Origin of the sequence: Flavobacterium sp., from assembly GCF_027531905.1 — a bacterium.
Classification (GTDB): Bacteria; Bacteroidota; Bacteroidia; order Flavobacteriales; family Flavobacteriaceae; genus Flavobacterium.
Map to the genome: position 1 here is coordinate 1 of NZ_JAPZSU010000062.1, position 19740 is coordinate 19740.

The 19740-nt window shown below is 37.1% G+C and carries 16 protein-coding genes, 1 pseudogene and 1 riboswitch; of the genes and pseudogenes, 16 read left to right on the forward strand and 1 reads right to left on the reverse strand.

What is annotated here, in order from left to right; all coding sequences use genetic code 11:
* The 7 genes and pseudogenes from O9307_RS13725 to metF form a co-directional block, all read left to right on the forward strand.
* Positions 1 to 126 (forward strand): annotated as a pseudogene (locus O9307_RS13725) (IS1595 family transposase); the annotation flags it as partial.
* Positions 127 to 271: 145 nt separating this feature from the next.
* Complete coding sequence (locus O9307_RS13730) at positions 272 to 496, forward strand: hypothetical protein (RefSeq protein WP_298300304.1); 225 nt, start codon at positions 272 to 274, stop codon at positions 494 to 496.
* A complete protein-coding gene (locus O9307_RS13735) occupies positions 487 to 780 on the forward strand; it encodes a type II toxin-antitoxin system RelE/ParE family toxin (protein ID WP_298300306.1) in 294 nt (97 codons plus the stop codon). The genes O9307_RS13730 and O9307_RS13735 overlap by 10 nt, the downstream gene beginning before the upstream one ends.
* A gap of 162 nt (positions 781 to 942) precedes the next feature.
* A riboswitch (SAM riboswitch) is annotated at positions 943 to 1050 on the forward strand.
* Between the two features lie 315 nt (positions 1051 to 1365).
* Positions 1366 to 2415 carry a homocysteine S-methyltransferase family protein gene (locus O9307_RS13740; RefSeq protein ID WP_298300307.1) on the forward strand — a complete coding sequence of 350 codons (1050 nt, stop codon included), beginning with the start codon at positions 1366 to 1368 and terminating at the stop codon, positions 2413 to 2415.
* Positions 2416 to 2454: 39 nt separating this feature from the next.
* Entirely contained in the window at positions 2455 to 3351 is an 897-nt protein-coding gene (locus O9307_RS13745) for an FRG domain-containing protein (protein ID WP_298300309.1), read from the forward strand.
* Positions 3352 to 3812: 461 nt separating this feature from the next.
* Positions 3813 to 6566 (forward strand): methionine synthase, encoded by a 2754-nt coding sequence (gene metH / locus O9307_RS13750; protein ID WP_298300311.1) that lies wholly within the window; start codon positions 3813 to 3815, stop codon positions 6564 to 6566.
* Between the two features lie 145 nt (positions 6567 to 6711).
* Complete coding sequence (gene metF, locus O9307_RS13755; protein WP_159687654.1) at positions 6712 to 7668, forward strand: methylenetetrahydrofolate reductase [NAD(P)H]; 957 nt, start codon at positions 6712 to 6714, stop codon at positions 7666 to 7668.
* A gap of 171 nt (positions 7669 to 7839) precedes the next feature.
* Here the strand turns inward: metF and gldA are convergent, their stop codons facing one another.
* Positions 7840 to 8736, reverse strand: coding sequence for a gliding motility-associated ABC transporter ATP-binding subunit GldA (gldA, locus tag O9307_RS13760; protein ID WP_298300316.1), 897 nt, complete (start codon positions 8734 to 8736; stop codon positions 7840 to 7842).
* A gap of 162 nt (positions 8737 to 8898) precedes the next feature.
* On the opposite strand from gldA, the gene O9307_RS13765 reads away from it, so the two are divergent.
* The 9 genes from O9307_RS13765 (at position 8899) to O9307_RS13805 (ending at position 19736) form a co-directional block, all read left to right on the forward strand.
* A complete protein-coding gene (locus O9307_RS13765) occupies positions 8899 to 10149 on the forward strand; it encodes a dicarboxylate/amino acid:cation symporter (protein WP_298300318.1) in 1251 nt (416 codons plus the stop codon).
* 16 nt (positions 10150 to 10165) lie between these two features.
* Complete coding sequence (locus tag O9307_RS13770) at positions 10166 to 11092, forward strand: M28 family peptidase (RefSeq protein ID WP_298300319.1); 927 nt, start codon at positions 10166 to 10168, stop codon at positions 11090 to 11092.
* Between the two features lie 343 nt (positions 11093 to 11435).
* A complete protein-coding gene (locus O9307_RS13775) occupies positions 11436 to 12281 on the forward strand; it encodes a prephenate dehydratase (protein ID WP_078212667.1) in 846 nt (281 codons plus the stop codon).
* Between the two features lie 37 nt (positions 12282 to 12318).
* Positions 12319 to 13464, forward strand: a complete 1146-nt coding sequence (locus O9307_RS13780; RefSeq protein WP_298300323.1) for an aminotransferase class I/II-fold pyridoxal phosphate-dependent enzyme — start codon at positions 12319 to 12321, stop codon at positions 13462 to 13464.
* Between the two features lie 162 nt (positions 13465 to 13626).
* Positions 13627 to 14508, forward strand: a complete 882-nt coding sequence (locus O9307_RS13785) for a prephenate dehydrogenase (protein WP_298300324.1) — start codon at positions 13627 to 13629, stop codon at positions 14506 to 14508.
* Positions 14509 to 14626: 118 nt separating this feature from the next.
* Positions 14627 to 15709, forward strand: coding sequence for a bifunctional 3-deoxy-7-phosphoheptulonate synthase/chorismate mutase type II (locus O9307_RS13790; protein ID WP_298300327.1), 1083 nt, complete (start codon positions 14627 to 14629; stop codon positions 15707 to 15709).
* Between the two features lie 152 nt (positions 15710 to 15861).
* Entirely contained in the window at positions 15862 to 16839 is a 978-nt protein-coding gene (gene rsgA / locus O9307_RS13795) for a ribosome small subunit-dependent GTPase A (protein WP_298300329.1), read from the forward strand.
* Positions 16840 to 17235: 396 nt separating this feature from the next.
* Positions 17236 to 17688: a D-aminoacyl-tRNA deacylase gene (gene dtd, locus O9307_RS13800; RefSeq protein ID WP_298300332.1), complete on the forward strand. Its 453-nt coding sequence runs from the start codon at positions 17236 to 17238 to the stop codon at positions 17686 to 17688.
* Between the two features lie 134 nt (positions 17689 to 17822).
* Positions 17823 to 19736 (forward strand): DUF3857 domain-containing protein, encoded by a 1914-nt coding sequence (locus O9307_RS13805; protein ID WP_298300335.1) that lies wholly within the window; start codon positions 17823 to 17825, stop codon positions 19734 to 19736.
* Positions 19737 to 19740 lie beyond the last annotated feature (4 nt).

The window sequence follows — 19740 nt, forward strand, 5'->3', positions numbered from 1 at the left end:
TATTTAGACGAGTATAGCTATCGATTAAACAGATCAATACACAAGCAAACCATATTTGACAATCTAATCACAAGAATGATTAATCAAAAGCCTATTGGTTTACAATCAATTAAAACAAGTAGATAACTTTACAGCTCTAAACATTTAAACGCCATTAAACAATTTAAACTTTTTTGGAAATCCTAAACCTTCAAAATATTAAAGCTCAAACTTGTACTATGGTTTGAGCTTTTTTATTTATATCTTTGTGAGGTATTATAATTAATTTATTATGAATTTAGTAACAAGAAAATACCATTTTATTCAAGAACTATCTAATGTAGATGAGGATCTTATGGAAAAACTGGAATTGTTGGTAAAGGCTAGTAAAAAGGATTGGTACAGTGATTTGTCTGTAAAAGAAAAAGAAGAAATTGAAATTGGCATTTCCCAAGCCGAAAATAATGATTTAGTAAGCCATACAACTATTATGGATAAATTTGCAAAATGGCATTAAGCCTTCTATGGACTCCACAGGCAGAGAAGGGTTTAGAAAGCGTTCTTGTTTATTTAGACAAATTTTGGTCTACAAAAGAAATTTTGCAATTGGAAGAAAAAATAAAACAAGTTACAAGTCTAATTATTCTTTACCCTGAATTATTTCCAAAATCTACAACCCATCCACTTTTACACAAAGCAATTATAGATAAAAATAACTATCTGGTTTACCGAATTAATACCCGATTAAAACGAATTGAAATTATTAATTACAGAGGGACAAAGCAAAAGCCTAAGTATTAAAGTAGTTTAAAATGTTTAAAAGTTTGAGTGAAGCGTCGATTTGGCGACAATCTTAAACAACTTTAAACAATTTAAACCTTTTTTAAACTTTTAAACTTCTAAAAAAACACTTGCAATTGTTAGCGTTATGTCGTTACTTTGCAGCGTTCCTATTTTTATTGAAAGTTATCACGAAAGGCGGAGGGAAAAGACCCGATGAAACCTTAGCAACCCTTTACTTTTTTAAAGAAGGTGCTACATTCTACCAAGCATAGCGCGGATAGATAACAACAAAATACAGTCTCGTATTTTTTCAAACCCCTTTCCCGATACATTTTTAAATAATTGAATGAGCGCATCATTGCCGCTTTTTTGGCATCAATGTTCCCGCTGTACGCTATATCTTTTTTTATTTTACCCTGTCAGGGTTCAAAACCCTGACAGGGTAAAATAAAAAAAGGATGCCGCTTCCATCGGGGCTAAAGAGTTGGCAATAGGCTTATTTAGAAACAAAAAAAGCAATGTATTTCTTCAAACGGGAGAAATAATAGAAACTATAAATTAAAAAAAGCTTTGCGCCCTTGCGTCTTAGCGGTAAATAAAAATATGTCAAAAGATTTAAAAGATACGATAGGAGTTCCCCCTTCGGGGGCTAGGGGGCTTATTTGGGAAGAAATTAAAAAAAGAATTCTCGTGCTCGACGGAGCGATGGGAACAATGTTGCAACGCTACAATTTCTCCGAAGAAGATTTTCGTGGCGAACGATTCAAAAATTTTCCGCATCCGTTAAAAGGGAACAATGATTTATTGTCTCTCACGCAACCACAGGCCATCAAAGCCGTGCACGCCGCCTATTTTGAGGCAGGAGCCGATATTGTAGAAACCAACACTTTCTCAGGAACCACTATCGGAATGGCCGATTATCACTTAGAGGATTTGGTATACGAACTCAACTACGAATCCGCTAAACTAGCCCGAGAAGTAGCAGATGAATTCACTGCTAAAAATCCAGACCAACCGCGTTTTGTTGCTGGCTCCATTGGACCCACGAACAGAACCGCAAGTATGTCACCCGATGTGAATGACCCAGGATACCGCGCCGTAACTTTTGATGATTTACGCATCGCTTACAAACAACAAGTCGAAGCCTTGTTGGATGGAGGTTCTGACATTCTTTTGGTAGAAACTATTTTCGATACGCTGAATGCCAAAGCCGCACTTTTTGCCATCGAAGAAGTCAAAGAAGAACGCCACATAGATGTGCCTATTATGGTTTCTGGAACCATCACCGATGCTTCAGGAAGAACCCTTTCTGGACAAACCGTTGAGGCTTTCTTGATTTCAGTTTCGCACATTCCGTTGTTGAGTGTAGGATTCAATTGCGCTTTGGGAGCCGATTTGCTCAAGCCGTATTTGCAAACTTTGTCGCATAATACCTCTTTCAATATCTCGGCGCATCCTAATGCAGGTTTGCCGAATGCCTTTGGAGAATACGACGAAACACCAGAGGAAATGCAAGCGCAAATTCGCTCTTATTTAGAAGATAATTTAATCAACATCATAGGCGGCTGCTGCGGCACCACTCCAGAACACATCAAATTAATTGCGGATATCGCTAAGGAGTTTAAACCGAGGGTTTCGACTGCGGTGATGTAAAAGAATAATTTATTGTTTTTAATTATTTATTAAAGTAAAATGGATAAAAAAGCTGAAAGCCTTTCTGAAATAATTGAATTAATTAAAAATCAATTTAGTTCGTTTAATAATATTGGCGGTATACAGAATTTTTGGTTTAGAGCTGAAAAAGATTTTACTCCTTTAGAAAATAGAGAATCTTTAAAAAATAAAATTGATTTAGTACCTTTTACTCCATTACTCCCTAATGCTTATAGGTGTATAGGTCGGGTTGATGAAGAAGATTATAATGATATATTTAGGAATACAAAAGACGTTGAAAATAATTTAAAAGCAGAGTTTTTAAGAAATTCAATGATGTTTTTAAATCAAAACAGAATTGAAAATAATAGCTGGAATAATTATTTTTTAATGCAGCATTATGGATTAAGAACCCGTTTATTAGATTGGACTGAAAGTGCATTAGTTGCAATATATTTTGCAGTTAAAGATGATAATAATAAAGATGATTTTAAAATATGGGTTTTAGATCCTCACAAATTGAACCAAACAACATATAGTAATTATACAAGTATTAATTCGACTATGATTTATTTTCCACAAAGTTCAAAAAAAGAAGATTTATATGAAGATGGAAAATTGGTTATAGATGAATTTTGCAGGAAATATTTAGAAATGGATTTTGAATCAAATAAAAAGGCTTTTCCATTAGCAATTTATCCGTATCTGTTTGACGAAAGAATGAAAGCACAAAAATCTTGCTTTACAATTTTTGGAAATGAAATTAATGGTTTGCTAAATAACTCTAATAAGGATATGTTTTTGAGAAGTATAGTTATTGATGGATGCAAGAAAAATGAAATTAAAAAAGAACTAAGGTGGTTAGGAATTTCAGAAGAAAGTATCTATCCTGGTTTGAATAGTAATTGTAAATCAATTCAAGAAAAATATAAATGAATTATATCTGCTAGTTAACCCAGCTAGCGCGAGCGTCCCGCTCGTGCACATACTTTAGGCAGGAAATATTTTTAAGAAAGAAGAATAAGCACGAGCGAGACGCTCGCGCTAGCAGTATAAAAGTTCCGTAGGAACGACCCATTTTGTAGCAACGGATTTTAATCCGTTGGATGTAAGAGGAAAATTCATTCCGTTGTGAATTATAAAAACGGAACCGTTTCATTGAAACAAAAATGGTTTTGTATTGCACAATGCCCGCGTGAGGGATAGTAGTGGAGCTCTTTTTTCTTGATTTTTTTATCAAGAAAAAAAGCGGGAACGGATAGCCCGGCCCTTGGGACACGCCCAAAATAAAAAAGAAAACCCAGTTTCGTTTTGAAGACGAGCTGGAGATAAAATATAGAATAGAAAATCACTTAGTGTCTAAGCTACTTAGCCACTGAGTAACTCAAAATAAAGAAATGGCAGAAAAAAGAAGAAACCTAGTATTATCAGGATTGGAACCCTTAATCATCACGCCGGAAAGCGTATTTGTGAATGTGGGGGAACGAACCAATGTGACGGGTTCGCGAAAATTTCTTCGATTGATAAAGGAAGAGAAATACGATGAGGCGCTTGATATTGCGCGCCAACAAGTAGAAGGTGGCGCACAGATTATCGATATCAATATGGACGAGGGGATGCTGGATGGCGAATATGCTATGACCAAATTTCTGAATTTGATTGCGGCCGAACCAGATATTTCGCGTGTTCCGATTATGATTGACAGCTCGAAATGGGAAATCATTGAGGCGGGATTGAAAGTGGTGCAGGGGAAATGTGTTGTGAATTCGATTTCTTTGAAAGAAGGCGAGGAGCGATTCATTCATCACGCGAACTTAATCAAACGTTATGGTGCGGCGGTGATTGTGATGGCTTTTGACGAAGTAGGTCAGGCCGATAATTACGAAAGGCGTGTCGAAATTTGCCAGCGTTCGTATGATATTTTGGTGAACAAAGTACATTTTCCACCACAAGATATCATCTTCGATTTGAATATTTTTCCTGTAGCAACAGGGATGGAAGAACATCGCTTGAATGCTTTGGATTTCTTTAGAGGAACCAAATGGGTTCGCGAAAATTTACCGCACGCCCACATTAGTGGTGGAGTGAGTAATGTGTCGTTTTCGTTTAGAGGAAACGATGTGGTTAGAGAGGCGATGCATTCGGTTTTCTTGTATCACGGTATCCAACACGGAATGACGATGGGAATTGTAAATCCCGAAATGTTGACGATTTATGACGACATTCCGAAGGATTTATTAGAGCACGTTGAAGACGTGATTTTGAACCGTCGCGATGATGCCACCGAACGTTTGTTGGATTTTGCTGAAAATGTAAAAGGCGATGTAAAGAGCAACGAGAAAGCAGTACAAGAATGGCGTTCGGGTTCTTTACAAGACCGTATCACACACGCCTTGGTCAAAGGTATTGATGAATTTATAGAAGCCGATGTAGAAGAAGCACGTTTGGCTGCCGAAAAGCCCATCGAAGTAATCGAAATCAATTTGATGGCTGGAATGAATGTCGTGGGAGATTTGTTTGGTTCTGGAAAAATGTTTTTGCCACAAGTAGTAAAGTCAGCACGTGTAATGAAAAAAGCGGTAGCGTATTTACTTCCCTATATTGAAGCGGCCAAGCAAGTTGGTGACAAGTCTGGAAACGGAAAAATCCTGATGGCAACCGTAAAAGGAGACGTACACGATATTGGAAAAAATATTGTTTCGGTAGTATTGGCCTGTAATAATTATGAGATAGTTGATTTGGGTGTGATGGTGCCCCCAGAAAAGATTATTGCTGCAGCTATTGAGCACGAAGTGGATATTATTGGCTTGAGCGGATTGATTACGCCCTCACTAGACGAAATGGTGTATCTCGCTAAGGAATTGGATAAAAGAGGGCTGAAAATTCCAGTGATGATTGGTGGAGCGACTACTTCGCGTGCGCATACCGCCGTGAAAATTGCGCCTCAATACAGAGAAACGGTAATTCACGTTAACGATGCTTCAAGAGCGGTGACCGTAGCGGGTAACTTATTGGATCATAACCGAAAAATTTATGCCAGCGATATTCGGGCAGAATACGATGCGTTTAGGGAAACCTTCTTAAATCGTTCGCGCGACAAAAACTTCCTAACGATTGAGCAAGCCCGTAAAAACAAATTGCAATTGGATTGGGATAATTTTACTCCAGTACAACCCAAAGTAATTGGCAAACAAATCGTAGAAGTGGATTTGGAGACTTTGGTACCATATATCGATTGGACGCCTTTTTTCAGAACTTGGGAATTATTCGGGAAGTATCCTGCAATTTTAACCGATGAGGTTGTAGGTGAACAAGCTACTTCCGTTTTTGCGGATGCACAAGCAATGCTGAAAGTCATTTTGGAGGAGAAAAAGTTAAGGGCAAAAGGCGTTTACGGAATTTTTCCTGCGAATCAAATCAATGATGATGATATTGAAATAAGCCCCCCAACCCCCGAAGGGGGAGCTACTCAGCATATGAGAAAAGATTCTGAAAAATTTTCCACAAGTACGGAAGCTCCCCCTTCGGGGGCGGGGGGGGCTTTGCTCTTCTTGACTTTGCGTCAGCAAGCTCAAAAAACCAAAGGAGCGCCAAACATTGCATTGTCTGATTTTATTGCGCCAAAAGATAGTGGAAAAGTGGATTATATGGGAGCTTTTTGTGTGACTACTGGTTTTGGAGTAGACGAATGGGCAGCCGAATTTGAAGCTGCATTAGACGATTATAATTCCATTATGGTGAAGGCGTTGGCAGACCGTTTTGCAGAAGCTTTTGCGGAATATTTACATGAGAAAGTGCGTAAAGAATTTTGGGGCTATGCTGCTGATGAGGTGTTGAGTAAAGAAGACTTGATTGAAGAATCGTATAAAGGAATTCGTCCAGCACCAGGATATCCAGCTTGTCCAGACCATTTAGAGAAACCGACTATTTGGAAATTATTGAACGTTGAAGAAGAAATTGGAGTAACCTTAACTGAAAGTATGGCGATGTGGCCAGCTTCATCCGTTTCTGGTTACTATTTTGGAAATCCAGAGAGCAAGTATTTCGGACTAGGTAAAATCAAAGAAGACCAAGTAATTGATTACGCCAAACGAAGAAATGTTTCGACCGATGTAGCCATGAAATGGTTGAATCCGAATATAGCTGATTAATCCCCCTAGCCCCCGAAGGGGGAACTCCAATCTTTGTTAATAAAAATTGGAGTAGGGCAGAAATGACTATTATTAAAGTATAAATATATTGTTCAATTAAAATTACCCGAGTTCTCCCCTCCTTCGGAGGGGTCGGGGGAGGATTATGAAAGTAACACAACATATAGAAAACGCTAAAGGAGAAACCTTGTTTTCTTTTGAAATTATTCCGCCACAAAAAGGCAAGAGCATTCAGGAATTATACGACAACATCGATCCGTTGATGGAGTTCAAGCCACCATTTATTGATGTGACCACTTCTCGTGAAGAGTTTATCTACGTAAATAAAGGGAATGGGTTATTAGAAAAGAAGCTGACAAGAATGCGCCCAGGAACCTTGGGTATTTGTGCTTCGATCAAACATAAATATAATGTCGACACGGTGCCACACGTGCTTTGTGGCGGTTTTACGAAAGAAGAAACCGAGTATTTGTTGGTCGATTGTCATTACTTAGGTATTGATAATGTGATGGCTTTGCGTGGTGATGCGATGAAAGACGAGCAATCGTTTGTGCCTACCAATGGAGGAAATAAGTATGCTTCCGATTTAGTAAGCCAAATTTATCAATTGAACCAAGGGAAGTATCTACACGAGGTAATGGATATCGACAATAAAGCCGATTTTTGTATTGGTGTGGCGGGTTATCCTGAGAAGCATTTGGAATCCCCTTCTTTGCAAACCGATTTGAAGCGCCTTAAAGAAAAAGTAGATGCAGGTGCGGATTATGTCGTTACTCAAATGTTTTTTGATAATGCTAAATATTTCGAATTTGTAGCCAAAGCTCGAGAAATGGGCATTACAGTTCCGATTATTCCGGGGATAAAACCTATTGCAGTAGAAAGACATTTGCAAGTGTTGCCACAAATTTTCCGTATTGATTTACCAGAGGATCTAATTGCTGCGGTAGAAAAATGTAAAAACAACGCCGAAATTCGCCAAGTAGGAATCGAATGGGCGATTCAACAATCGATAGAATTAAAAGCAGCAGGAGTTCCCGTTTTGCATTATTATTCTATGGGAAAATCAGAAAACATCAGACAAATCGCTAGTCAGATTTTTTAATAAAAGGAGTATATTATTTCAATTGGAAGTACTCGATGAGCTTTTGCTTGTCGGGTATTTTTTTTGTTATTCAATATTTACTACTCACTAATTACTACTCACTAATTACCAATCACTAATTACTATTCACTAATTACTATTCACTACTCACTAAGGACTACTCACTAAGGACTACTTCGTAATCTCCCTAAACACCGCTTCTAAGTTTTTGTTTTTCTGGTTGAGTTGCAAGGTTTTTAAACCATTGTCGTGAGCGAAATCGAATACGGTTGGACGCATATCTTGACTCGACAAAAAGGTCAGTTCCCATAGATAATCACTGTTTTTGATGAATGATTTTAAATGTGGAATGGTATTGATTTGGTCTTCGGTTACTTTTAAATCAAATTCTACTTCAATGACTTGTTCTTTGTCGGCGGCAATCAAAACTTCTAATTTTTTGTCAGCTACAATTTTCCCTTTATCAATAATAATGACACGGTCACAAATCGCTTCTACTTCTTGCATGATGTGAGTCGAAAGAAATACGGTTTTGTCTTTTCCGACGTTTTTGATCACATTTCTTATTTCGACCAATTGATTCGGGTCTAAACCTGTGGTGGGCTCGTCCAAAATTAAAACCTCAGGATTGTGCAATAAGGCATTGGCTAATCCTACACGCTGACGGTATCCTTTAGAGAGTTGTCCTATTTTTTTATGACTTTCGGATGTTAATCCTGTCAATTCAATTACTTCTTGAATGCGAGAAGAGGGAACTTTGTATACATCGGCGTTGAAAGCCAGATATTCTCTAACATATAAATCCAAATACAGCGGATTGTGCTCTGGTAAATAACCAATGATTTGCTGTACTTCTTTGGTGTCTGAAAGGACATTTTTATCGTTTACTAATGCTTCGCCTTCATCAGCCGCTAGATACGTGGTCAATATTTTCATCAAAGTGGATTTTCCAGCGCCATTTGGGCCTAAAAAACCAACGATTTCTCCTTTTTTTACTGAAAATGTAATCGAGTCTAAGGCTTTTTGAGTGCCGTAGCTTTTGGATAAATTTGTAACTTCTATTGACATGACAATGGTTTTGTTGCAAAAGTAAACAGAAAAACCAAGCTATGGAAGTTTCTTTGGGTGGTATGAAAAATAATGTTCCATTTTAGGCTTTTATCTTGAGCCAATTTGTTTTTTTATAGTTCAATGGGCTAATATTTATATATTTACCCAAAACATTTTATCATGAGCGAGCATAAATCAAATTCTTTTTTAGAAAATTATAGCAGTATCCTACTCCTTTTGGGCGGAATTATGCTTGGAAGTATTGCTGGATTGCTTTTTGGTAAAGACGTTGAAGTCATTAAACCTTTGGGCGATATTTTTTTGAATCTTTTATTTACAGCGATTATTCCTTTGGTTTTCTTTACCATTGCGGCTTCTATTGCCAATTTACAGAAAACCGAAAAACTTGGTAAACTCTTCGGAATCGTTTTGCTAGTCTTTTTGAGTACGGTAATCATTTCTGCTATAGTTATGGTGATTGGCGTTTTACTTTTTCCTTTAGACCAAGCCGCATTTTTAGTAAAATCTTCTTTGGAGATGGCTCATGAAAGTACAACAGATTCGCCCGTTACTAAGCTGTTAACAGTAAATGATTTTTATGAAATTTTGTCTCGTAAAAACATGTTAGCTTTGATCTTTTTTTCTTTTTTAATGGGTTTTGCCACTTTAAATGCTGGTGAAAAAGGGAAGGACTTTGCTCGATTTTTGCAGTCCGCCAATGAGGTGATGAAACAACTACTCGGCATCATCATGAAAGGAGCTCCAATTGGATTAGGTGCTTACTTTGCCTATCAAGTGGGAATTTTTGGTCCTCAGCTTTTTGGAGCATATGCTAAGCCTTTGGCGGTTTATTATGGCACCTGCGCTTTTTACTTCATCGTGTTTTTTACCCTTTATGCCTATTTTTCTGGAGGTGGATTAGGCGTGAAAGTATTTTGGAAAAACAACATTACGCCTTCCTTTACGGCCATCGGAACGTGCAGCAGTATCGCGACCATTCCAGCTAATCTTGAAGGAGCAACGCAAATGAAAATCCCAGCGTATATTCGTAATGTAGTCATACCACTAGGAGCGCCTTTGCATAAAGATGGATCGAGTATGTCATCTATCGTGAAAATAGCTGTGATTTTTGCTATTTTTGGTAAGGATTTTACAGATCCGATTACGATTCTAACAGCTATTGGTATAACGATTATCGTTTCGGTAGTAGAAGGTGGGATTCCAAATGGAGGTTATATTGGAGAGATTTTAGCCATCACCATTTATGGTTTTCCAATGGAACAAGCTTTGCCAGCAGCCATGATTATTGGTACACTTGTCGATCCCATGGCGACTTTGCTCAATGCCAATGGCGATTTGATTTCGGCAATGATGGTGACCAGAATCGTGGAAGGTAAAAAATGGCTTTTGGGACAAAATGAAATCAATTAAATCAAAATCATACAAAATGAAAAAAATTAGTTTAGGACTGTTCATGCTTTTGGGAGCGATCACTTATGCTCAAAATGGAATTCAACAAAGCGAGGTGACTAGAATAGAGACGGAATTGGCTTCGGATGCCATGGAAGGGCGTGGCATGTTTACACCAGGAATCGAGAAAGCATCGGTTTTTATCGAAGGCGAATTCAAACGCATTGGGTTAACCTACTATAAAGAATTACAATCTTATAGCCAAGATTTTTTGATTAAAGGCAAGAAGGCTAATAATGTAATTGGAATAATTCCAGGGAAATCAAAGCCAAATGAATATGTTATTTTTTCAGGACATTACGACCATTTAGGAATGGAAGAAGCTGGCGATGACAAAATTTTTAACGGTGCCAATGATGATGCTTCTGGAATTACAGCGGTAATTACTTTGGCAGAATATTTTAAAAAGAAAAACGATAATGCACGAACACTCATTTTTGTAGCATTTACAGGCGAAGAAACAGGAGGTTATGGATCTTCTTTTTTCTCAAATTCGATTAATGCAGACGAAGTCGTGGCGATGTTTAATATAGAAATGATCGGTACGGAAAGTAAATGGGGCAAAAACTCAGCCTATATTACAGGGTTCGAACGCTCTGATTTTGGAACTATTTTGCAAAAGAATTTGGTAGGTTCAGGATTCAATTTTTATCAAGATCCGTACCCTCAAGAACAATTGTTTTACCGTTCTGATAATGCAAGATTAGCCGCTCTAGGGGTTCCTGCTCACACTATTTCAACATCAAAAATGGATATTGAACCGAATTATCATAAATTGAGTGACGAAGTGGGGACTTTAGATATGAATAATATGACGGAGATTATTAAGTCGATTGCCATCAGTTCACAAACCATAATCAGTGGAAAAGATACTCCTTCTCGTGTTCCAAAAATGAAAAATTAAATGAACAAGTTCTTTGGGTAACAGAATAATTGTTAAAAAGCAGGTGTTTTGCAAGGCTTTTTTTCTGTTATTGTTAATTGAAAGTTAATTTCACAAAGAAATCCGTTTTTGTTAATCATTTCGGTAATTTTTCTTTAGTTCTTTGGATTAAGTTTTTATCTTTGTCAAGAATTTATTCAGAAAAACAAATAAACAAAATGTCAAACAACCGTTTTTATTTTAGCTACACTTTTTATTTCTTCTTTGAGAAGTAAGGATTGTGCTATGGTTATTTGAAAGTAAAAAAGATACAAATAAAACTACGATACAATCCTGATGAAAATCAGGATTTTTTTTTGACTATATGAGAACAAAAATTGGAATTCAGGGAATTAAAGGGTCATTTCACCACCAAGTGGCTCAAGATTATTTTTATCAAAATATTGAGGTTGATGAATGTTTATCTTTCGAGGAGTTGGTAGATAGTTTGTTGAGCGGTAAATGTGATCAAGCTGTAATGGCTATTGAAAATTCGATTGCTGGGCCAATTATCCCAAATTATGCATTGATTGATAAGAATAATTTGCACATTATTGGGGAGCATTATCTGGATATTTTTCAAAATTTGATGGCTTTGCCCGGGCAATCGATAGAAGACATCAAAGAAGTACATTCTCATCCTATGGCGTTGTTGCAATGTATGGATTTTTTGAAAAAATACCCCAATATCAAATTGGTTGAGGATAAAGATACAGCCGAAACCGCTAGAAGAATTCATCAAAATCAAATCAAAGGTATTGCGGCAATTGCTAGTGTTGCTGCTGCAGAAATGTATGAATTGGAAATCATCGCGCCATCGATTCAGACGATTAAAAATAACATGACTCGATTTGTAATGCTCAAAAAAGAGAATTCATTCGCATCTGAAGATAAGATAAACAGGGCTTCACTCAAGTTTGAGTTAAATCATAAACGAGGAAGTTTGGCCGCTGTGCTCAATGTAATGAGTGATTGTAAATTGAATTTAACCAAAATACAGTCGCTTCCAAAAATTGAAACACCTTGGAAGTATTCTTTTTTCGTCGATGTGACTTTTGAAAAGTATGAAGACTATGCCAAAGCCAAATCGTTGGTGAGTATTATGGCAGATTATTTTAAGGTTTTAGGAGAATATCCCAATACAAAGCCATTACTTGAATCTCCAAACTAGAAAATAACAAATTCCAATTTAGAATAAAGCTAAAAAAATGATAACAACAGCCCAACGTTTAGCGATAGTTGAAGAATATTACTTCTCCTCAAAGTTGAGAGAAGTACGCCAATTGGCCGCCGAAGGAAAACCTGTAATCAACATGGGAATAGGTAGTCCTGATTTAAAACCTGCTCCTGCTGTTATTGCTGCAATGACTGCTGCAATGCAAGATGAAAATGCACATCAGTATCAAAGCTATCAAGGTTTGCCAGAATTAAGACAAGCGATGGCTGATTTTTATGAGCGTAATTATCAAGTGACCCTAAATAGCACCACGGAGATTTTGCCTTTGATGGGTTCCAAAGAAGGAATTATGCACATTTCGTTAGCGTTTTTGAATGAAGGCGATGGCGTTTTGATTCCAAATCCTGGGTATCCGACCTATACTTCGGTTACCAATTTAGTAGGTGCGGTGCCAATGTACTATGACTTGAAAGAAAGCACCAATTGGGAACCAGATTTTGAAGCTTTGGAAAAAATGGATTTGTCTAAAGTAAAATTGATGTGGATTGGTTATCCACACATGCCTACAGGAGCCAGAGGGAATTTGGCTTTGTTTGAAAAACTGGTAGCTTTTGCACAAAAACACAACATTCTATTGGTCAATGATAATCCGTATAGTTTTGTTTTGAATGACCAACCTATGAGTTTGTTGCAAGTTGAAGGTGCTAAAGAAGTAGCGTTGGAGTTGAATTCGTTGTCCAAAACCTTTAACATGGCGGGTTGGCGCGTAGGAATGGTTTCTGGAAATGCTGCCTGTATTGATGCGGTATTGAAAGTGAAGAGCAATATGGATAGCGGAATGTTTTACGGCATTCAAAAAGGGGCTATTGCTGCTTTGCAAAGTGACGCTTCTTGGTTTGACGACATGAATGCGATTTATGCAAAACGCAGAGTTTTAACCGAAGCATTGGCGGAGAAATTAGGTTGTGAGGTGTACAAAGAAGGAGTAGGCTTGTTTGTTTGGGCAAAGCTTCCGGCAGGAATCACATCGGCGGAGGATTTTGTTGATAAAATACTGAATGAGAACTACCTATTTATTACACCGGGAACAATTTTTGGTTCGAATGGAGAAGGCTACATCCGATTTGCTTTGTGTGTAAAAGAAGAAAAAATTGAAGAAGCGATACATAGATTTTAGATTGTTGATTAACGATTTTTAGATTTCAGATTGTCTGCAAGATTTTTGAAATTGTGTTAAGAAACTGAAGCCCTAGCCCTGATAGTAGCGGCATCCTATTGTGGCGGGGTTCGCCACAATAGATATAGCGGATAGCAGGATTAGCTACTAATAAAAATTATAATGAATATACACGTAATAGGAATTGGTTTGATTGGAGGTTCGATGGTGATGGATATAAAGTCTTTGCATCCAGAAGCGACTATTTACGGAATGGACAAAAATGACGCTCATTTGCAAGAAGCGATGGCGCTTGGGGTTGTGGAGAAAGTAAGTACCATGCAGGATTTGGCCGATGCAGATTATGTTATTGTTTCGGTTCCTGTGGATGTGGCGTTGCACGTTTTGCCCGAAGTTTTGGATCATATTGGCGAAAACACCATTGTGTTTGAAGTGGGTTCTACAAAAATGCCTATTTGTGAAGTGGTGGCCAATCATCCTAGAAGGAGAAATTATATTGCCACGCATCCTATTGCTGGAACCGAATTTTCGGGGCCATCAGCGGCTATAAAAGGGTTGTTTCAAGGAAAAACGAATATCATTTGTGAGGTTGAGAAAACGACTTTTAAGCTGCAAGAAAAAGCGATCGAATTGTTCAAGGCGTTAGGAATGCGTATTCGGTATATGGATCCGAAGTCGCACGATAAACACATTGCGTATGTGTCACATTTGTCGCACATTAGTTCGTTTATGCTGGGAAAAACGGTCATCAATAAAGAGAAAGGCGAACAAGATATTTTTGATATGGCGGGTTCTGGATTTGAGAGCACCGTGCGTTTGGCCAAGAGTTCTCCAGCGATGTGGACGCCTATTTTTAAACAAAACAAAAAGCATGTAGTAAAAAGTTTAGAAGAGTACATCGCCAATTTGACACAGTTTAAAGACTTATTGAAAAGCGAAGAATACGATTTGATTTTTGAGGAAATGCAAAGTGTGAATAAAATAAAAGAAATTTTGAATGGGATGAGCCACCCAACTCCCGAAAAGGGAAAAACAGCGAAGTAAAAATCATAAACAACAAACCACACACAACAAACCACAAACCACAAACAAACGATAAACAACAAACGACAAACAACAAACCATAAAATAATAAACCATAAATCAATAAACAAAAAATAAGATGGAAAACAAGAAAGAAATGAGAAATTGGTTGAAAGCGTTCAATTTAACGCATCCATTAGTGATAGCAGGACCTTGTAGCGCCGAAACAGAAGAGCAAGTGTTGAAAATTGCACACGAATTGAAAGATTCTGATGTAAGTATTTTTAGAGCTGGAATTTGGAAACCAAGAACACGTCCAGGAGGATTTGAAGGCGTAGGAGAAATAGGATTGAAATGGTTGAAAAAAGCCAAAGCAGAAACAGGTTTGTTAATGGGAACCGAAGTTGCGACTGCTGCACACTGTAAATTGGCTTTAGAAAATGATATTGATGTATTATGGGTTGGGGCACGTACTACTGCCAATCCGTTTGCGGTTCAAGAAATTGCAGATACCTTGAAAGGGACAGATAAAATCGTTTTGATTAAAAATCCTGTGAACCCAGATTTAGCTTTGTGGTTAGGTGGTGTTGAGCGTTTGCACATGGCTGGAATTGAAAAGTTAGGGGTGATTCACCGTGGTTTTTCTACTTACGAAAAAACAAAATACAGAAACATTCCGGAATGGCAAATTGCGATTGAATTGCAAAATAAATTCCCTGATTTACCTTTGATTATTGATCCTTCTCACATTACAGGAAACCGTGATATGATTCTTGAAGTAACACAAGAAGCTTTGGATTTGAATTATGATGGAATGATTATCGAAACGCATACAGATCCTGATAATGCTTGGAGTGATGCTGCGCAACAAGTAACGCCAGATGCTTTGAAACAAATTTTCGTAGATTTAAGAGTAAGAAAACAAATTGATGTTTCGGATGAGTTTATGACTAAAATGAGTAAATTAAGAGCGAATATCGATGTGTTAGACGCTAATTTATTGGAGCTTTTGAGCAAAAGAATGAAAGTGGCTGTAGAAATTGGTCAGGTGAAAAAAGAAGCAAACGTGGCGGTTTTACAAAACAATCGTTGGAATGAGATTTTAGGTAAAATGATTTTGGAAGGAGAAAAGAAAGGACTTTCGGAAGAGTTTGTTTTAAAAATGTTCAAAGCGATTCACCAAGAAAGTATCAGCAAACAAGATAAAGTATTGAATTCGTAAAGATTTCTGACTTTAGATTTTATTAAATCCCAAGACTTTTGTTTTGGGATTTTTTTGTTTTTTTCTAGGGTTCTAAAATCATAAATATAAAATCGTTACTCTTCAATCATAAATCATTTATCTTTGCAAACATTTAAATCTAAAATCTGAAAATGACAGGAACCGTTTATAAATCTACAGGCAGTTGGTACACCGTGAAATCCGAGCAAGGTGATTTTATTGAGTGCAGGATGAAGGGGAAGTTCCGAATGAAAGGAATTAAAAGCACCAATCCCATTGCAGTAGGCGATGTAGTAGATTATGAATTGGAGGAGACTTCGGACACCGTTACGGGTACGATTCATCACATTCACGACCGTAAGAATTACATTGTTCGAAAATCGGTGAATTTGTCACATCAAATGCACATTATTGCGGCCAATATTGACCGTGTTTTTCTGTTGATTACCATCAACAATCCTCCAACTACGTTTAGTTTTATCGATAGATTTTTGGTTACTGCTGAAGCCTATGGTATTGAGACTATTTTGGTTTTTAACAAAATAGATACTTTAGACGATGTTACCTTAGATGACCAATTGTATATGCAGCACGTTTATCAGGAAATTGGGTATCAATGTTTGCGTGTTTCAGCTGCTGAAGGTAAAGGAGTTGAAGATTTGAAAGCATTAATGATTGGTAAAACGAGTATGTTCTCGGGGCATTCGGGTGTAGGGAAATCGACTTTGGTTAATGCTTTGGAGTCCAGTTTGGATTTGAAAACCAAGAATATCTCTGAACAAAGCAAGCAAGGACAGCATACCACCACTTTTGCAGAGATGTATGATTTGTCTTTTGATGCTAGTATTATTGATACACCAGGTATCAAAGGATTTGGAATTGTAGATATGGAGCCTCAAGAAATTAGCGACTATTTCCCTGAATTTTTTAGGTTGAAAGAACAATGCAAGTTCAACAATTGTTTACATAAAGAAGAACCACATTGTGCCATAAAAGCTGCTTTAGATACCGATGAAATTGCTTGGTCGCGTTACAATAGTTACCTTAAAATCCTTGAAGGTGATGATGAGCACTACCGCACCGATGTGTACGATGAAGACAGAAAAGCGAGTGATAAAACGAGGGAGTAAAGCCCCCTAGCCCCCGAAGGGGGGAACTCTAATCTTTGTAAAAATACCTTTTGATGAGTATTTTTTTAAAAATAACCCGTTGGGTGAAATTCAAAAAAAATAAAAAACCTCACCACACTTCGATGCCTCAGTGCAGGCTAGAGCCATAGATTAATAGCAAATGAACATAGAAACAAACAGAAATAGCACTATTTTTCACAATAGAAGAGCTATGTGAATAGTAAAACGTCTATTAGTTTCTCTTAAAAACAACAAATTCTATGATTCTATGTGGTGAAAAACAATTTCACCCAACGGGTTAAAAATATATTTAAGAAATGAATCATTATATGAATAATAATCAAGTTGTACTTGTAAGTCACAACTTTAATTCCCCCTTTGGGGGTTAGGGGGCTTATGAGAGTCGTAATCCAAAGAGTAGCATATGCCTCAGTAACAGTTGAGAGCAAAGTAGTAGCTGAAATTCAAAAAGGGCTGTTGGTTTTTGTTGGAATAGAAGAAGCCGATACTCAAGAAGATTTAGAGTGGTTAGTGACCAAAATTACCCAACTTCGCATTTTTGGCGATGAAAATGAGGTAATGAACCTTTCTATTCAAGATGTTGGGGGAGATGTGCTTGTGGTTAGCCAGTTTACGCTTCACGCAGCTACCAAAAAAGGGAATCGCCCTTCGTATATCAAAGCCGCAAAACCAGATTTTGCCATCCCGATGTATGAGCGTTTTGTAAAAGCCCTAGAATTAAAATTAGGAAAAAAAGTACCCACTGGAATTTTCGGTGCAGACATGAAGGTTTTGTTGTTAAATGATGGGCCGGTGACGATACAGATCGATTCAAAAAACAGAGAATAATTTCTTTTATTTGAAGAATAACAATATATTTGGTTACCACAAATTAAAGAAAAACAAATCTCTAATAAATACTTCAACGGTAAGCTGTTGCCGTTTTTTTGTGATTTTTGGTTTTATTTATCCCTATATATTTTATGAAATTTAAGTTTATTGTATTGTTTTTGATGTGCTTAGCGCTAAATATTCTTTCAGCGCAAGAAGTAAAATTCCCTGTTGTAACTATTGCAGATAGTTTAAAGACAAATGCGAATGCAGTGCTTAGATGGAGTGAACTCAATATTGATATTCTTTCTCAAAGGAAAATGGTCATTAAAAGTAAGCGAGTAGTCACCGTGCTAAATGAAGCAGGAGTAGGCGCTTTGGATGCTTACACTCATTATGATAAATCGACTAGTATTTCCAGCATCCAAGCAATTATAGTAGATGCAGCAGGAAATGAGCAAAAAAAGTTCAAAAGAAAAGATTTCAAAGATCATAGTGCGGTTGATGGTGGCACTCTTTTTTCGGATAATCGTGTATTGTATTTAGAGTATACCCCGATTAATTATCCCTTTACTATGATTTTTGAATGCGAAACGGAAACTTCCACCACCGCTTTTATTCCGCAATGGTTTCCTATGCCCGATTATTTATTGAGTGTCGAAAAAAGTGTGTTGAACGTAACCTTTCCAAATAACTTAGGTTTTAAGAAAAAAGAAAGTAATTTTCCCAACAACATTATTCAAAAAAACCTAGATACAGCTACTCAACTAAGTTATACTGCTTCAAATTTGGTGGCAATGAAACAAGAGGATTATAGTCCTTATTTTTACGATATTTTGCCAAGAGTAATTATGGGATTAGAATCTTTCCACCTCGAAGGAGTCGATGGAAATGCAAAAACATGGGAAGATTTTGGTAAATGGTATTCTGGCAAAATTTTGTCAGGAACAATTGATTTACCACCTACAACTGTTTCCAAAATAAAAGAGTTAGTTGGGACAGAACAAGACCCTATAAAAAAGGCCAGAATTGTATATGATTTCGTTCAGCAAAAAGTACGATATATTAGTATTCAAGTCGGAATTGGAGGTTGGAAACCTATGCTAGCTTCGGATGTAGATCGATTAGGTTATGGAGATTGTAAAGCTTTGACCAATTATACTCAAGCCTTGTTAAAAGCATTAGAAGTGCCTTCTTATTACACTATTTTGTATGGCGATAGAAAGCGAATTAATATCGATGCCGATTTTGTTTCGATGCAAGGCAATCACATTATTCTGATGATTCCTGTTGGCGATCATTATACATGGTTAGAATGCACCAGTCAAACCGATCCTTTTGGGTACCAAGCCGATTTTACAGATGATCGCGATGTGTTAATCATTAAGCCAGAGGGCGGGCAAATTGTGCATACCAAAATTTATGCGGCGAATGAGAATTCTCAATTGAGTAAAGGATCCTACACGATAGCAGCTAATGGAGATTTTTCGGGCGAAATCCAAATCGTCTCTCAAGGAACACAGTATGGGGATAAGGAGAAAGTGGAGCACATGCTGCCGGATCAAAAAGAAAAGTATTATAAAGAGTTTTGGGATGAAATCAATAATTTGAAAATAGATAAAATCGCCCATGAGAACAATAAACAGGAGATTCGTTTTACGCAAAATGCCAAGTTATCTGCCACAAAATATGGAACATTCACTGCCGATAAAATGATGGTGACCGTGAACGCTTTTAATCGATTTTCAGGTGGGATTAAACGAATTAGAAATCGAAAAACACCTTTTGAAATTGCACGTGGATTTTACGATGAGGATGAAATTATCATTCATTTACCCTCAGATTTTGTTTTAGAATTTATTCCTCCTGCCTTTGAGAGCAAGACCAAATTTGGAACTTACTCTATTTCATTAGTCAAAAAAGAAGCTCATACTTTGATATACAAAAGAGTTTTGTTGGTTAATACAGGAAAATATACCAACAAAGAGTATGATGAGTACCGCCTATTTATGGATCAAGTGAGCCAGAACGATAACACCAAAATTGTCCTAACCAAAACCCTTTAATTTT

Coding starts and splice junctions, on each gene's coding strand:
- O9307_RS13730 (WP_298300304.1), top strand. CDS start 272: ATGAATTTAGTAACAAGAAAATACCATTTTATTCAAGAACTATCTAAT.
- O9307_RS13735 (WP_298300306.1), top strand. CDS start 487: ATGGCATTAAGCCTTCTATGGACTCCACAGGCAGAGAAGGGTTTAGAA.
- O9307_RS13740 (WP_298300307.1), top strand. CDS start 1,366: ATGTCAAAAGATTTAAAAGATACGATAGGAGTTCCCCCTTCGGGGGCT.
- O9307_RS13745 (WP_298300309.1), top strand. CDS start 2,455: ATGGATAAAAAAGCTGAAAGCCTTTCTGAAATAATTGAATTAATTAAA.
- metH (WP_298300311.1), top strand. CDS start 3,813: ATGGCAGAAAAAAGAAGAAACCTAGTATTATCAGGATTGGAACCCTTA.
- metF (WP_159687654.1), top strand. CDS start 6,712: ATGAAAGTAACACAACATATAGAAAACGCTAAAGGAGAAACCTTGTTT.
- gldA (WP_298300316.1), bottom strand. CDS start 8,736: ATGTCAATAGAAGTTACAAATTTATCCAAAAGCTACGGCACTCAAAAA.
- O9307_RS13765 (WP_298300318.1), top strand. CDS start 8,899: ATGAGCGAGCATAAATCAAATTCTTTTTTAGAAAATTATAGCAGTATC.
- O9307_RS13770 (WP_298300319.1), top strand. CDS start 10,166: ATGAAAAAAATTAGTTTAGGACTGTTCATGCTTTTGGGAGCGATCACT.
- O9307_RS13775 (WP_078212667.1), top strand. CDS start 11,436: ATGAGAACAAAAATTGGAATTCAGGGAATTAAAGGGTCATTTCACCAC.
- O9307_RS13780 (WP_298300323.1), top strand. CDS start 12,319: ATGATAACAACAGCCCAACGTTTAGCGATAGTTGAAGAATATTACTTC.
- O9307_RS13785 (WP_298300324.1), top strand. CDS start 13,627: ATGAATATACACGTAATAGGAATTGGTTTGATTGGAGGTTCGATGGTG.
- O9307_RS13790 (WP_298300327.1), top strand. CDS start 14,627: ATGGAAAACAAGAAAGAAATGAGAAATTGGTTGAAAGCGTTCAATTTA.
- rsgA (WP_298300329.1), top strand. CDS start 15,862: ATGACAGGAACCGTTTATAAATCTACAGGCAGTTGGTACACCGTGAAA.
- dtd (WP_298300332.1), top strand. CDS start 17,236: ATGAGAGTCGTAATCCAAAGAGTAGCATATGCCTCAGTAACAGTTGAG.
- O9307_RS13805 (WP_298300335.1), top strand. CDS start 17,823: ATGAAATTTAAGTTTATTGTATTGTTTTTGATGTGCTTAGCGCTAAAT.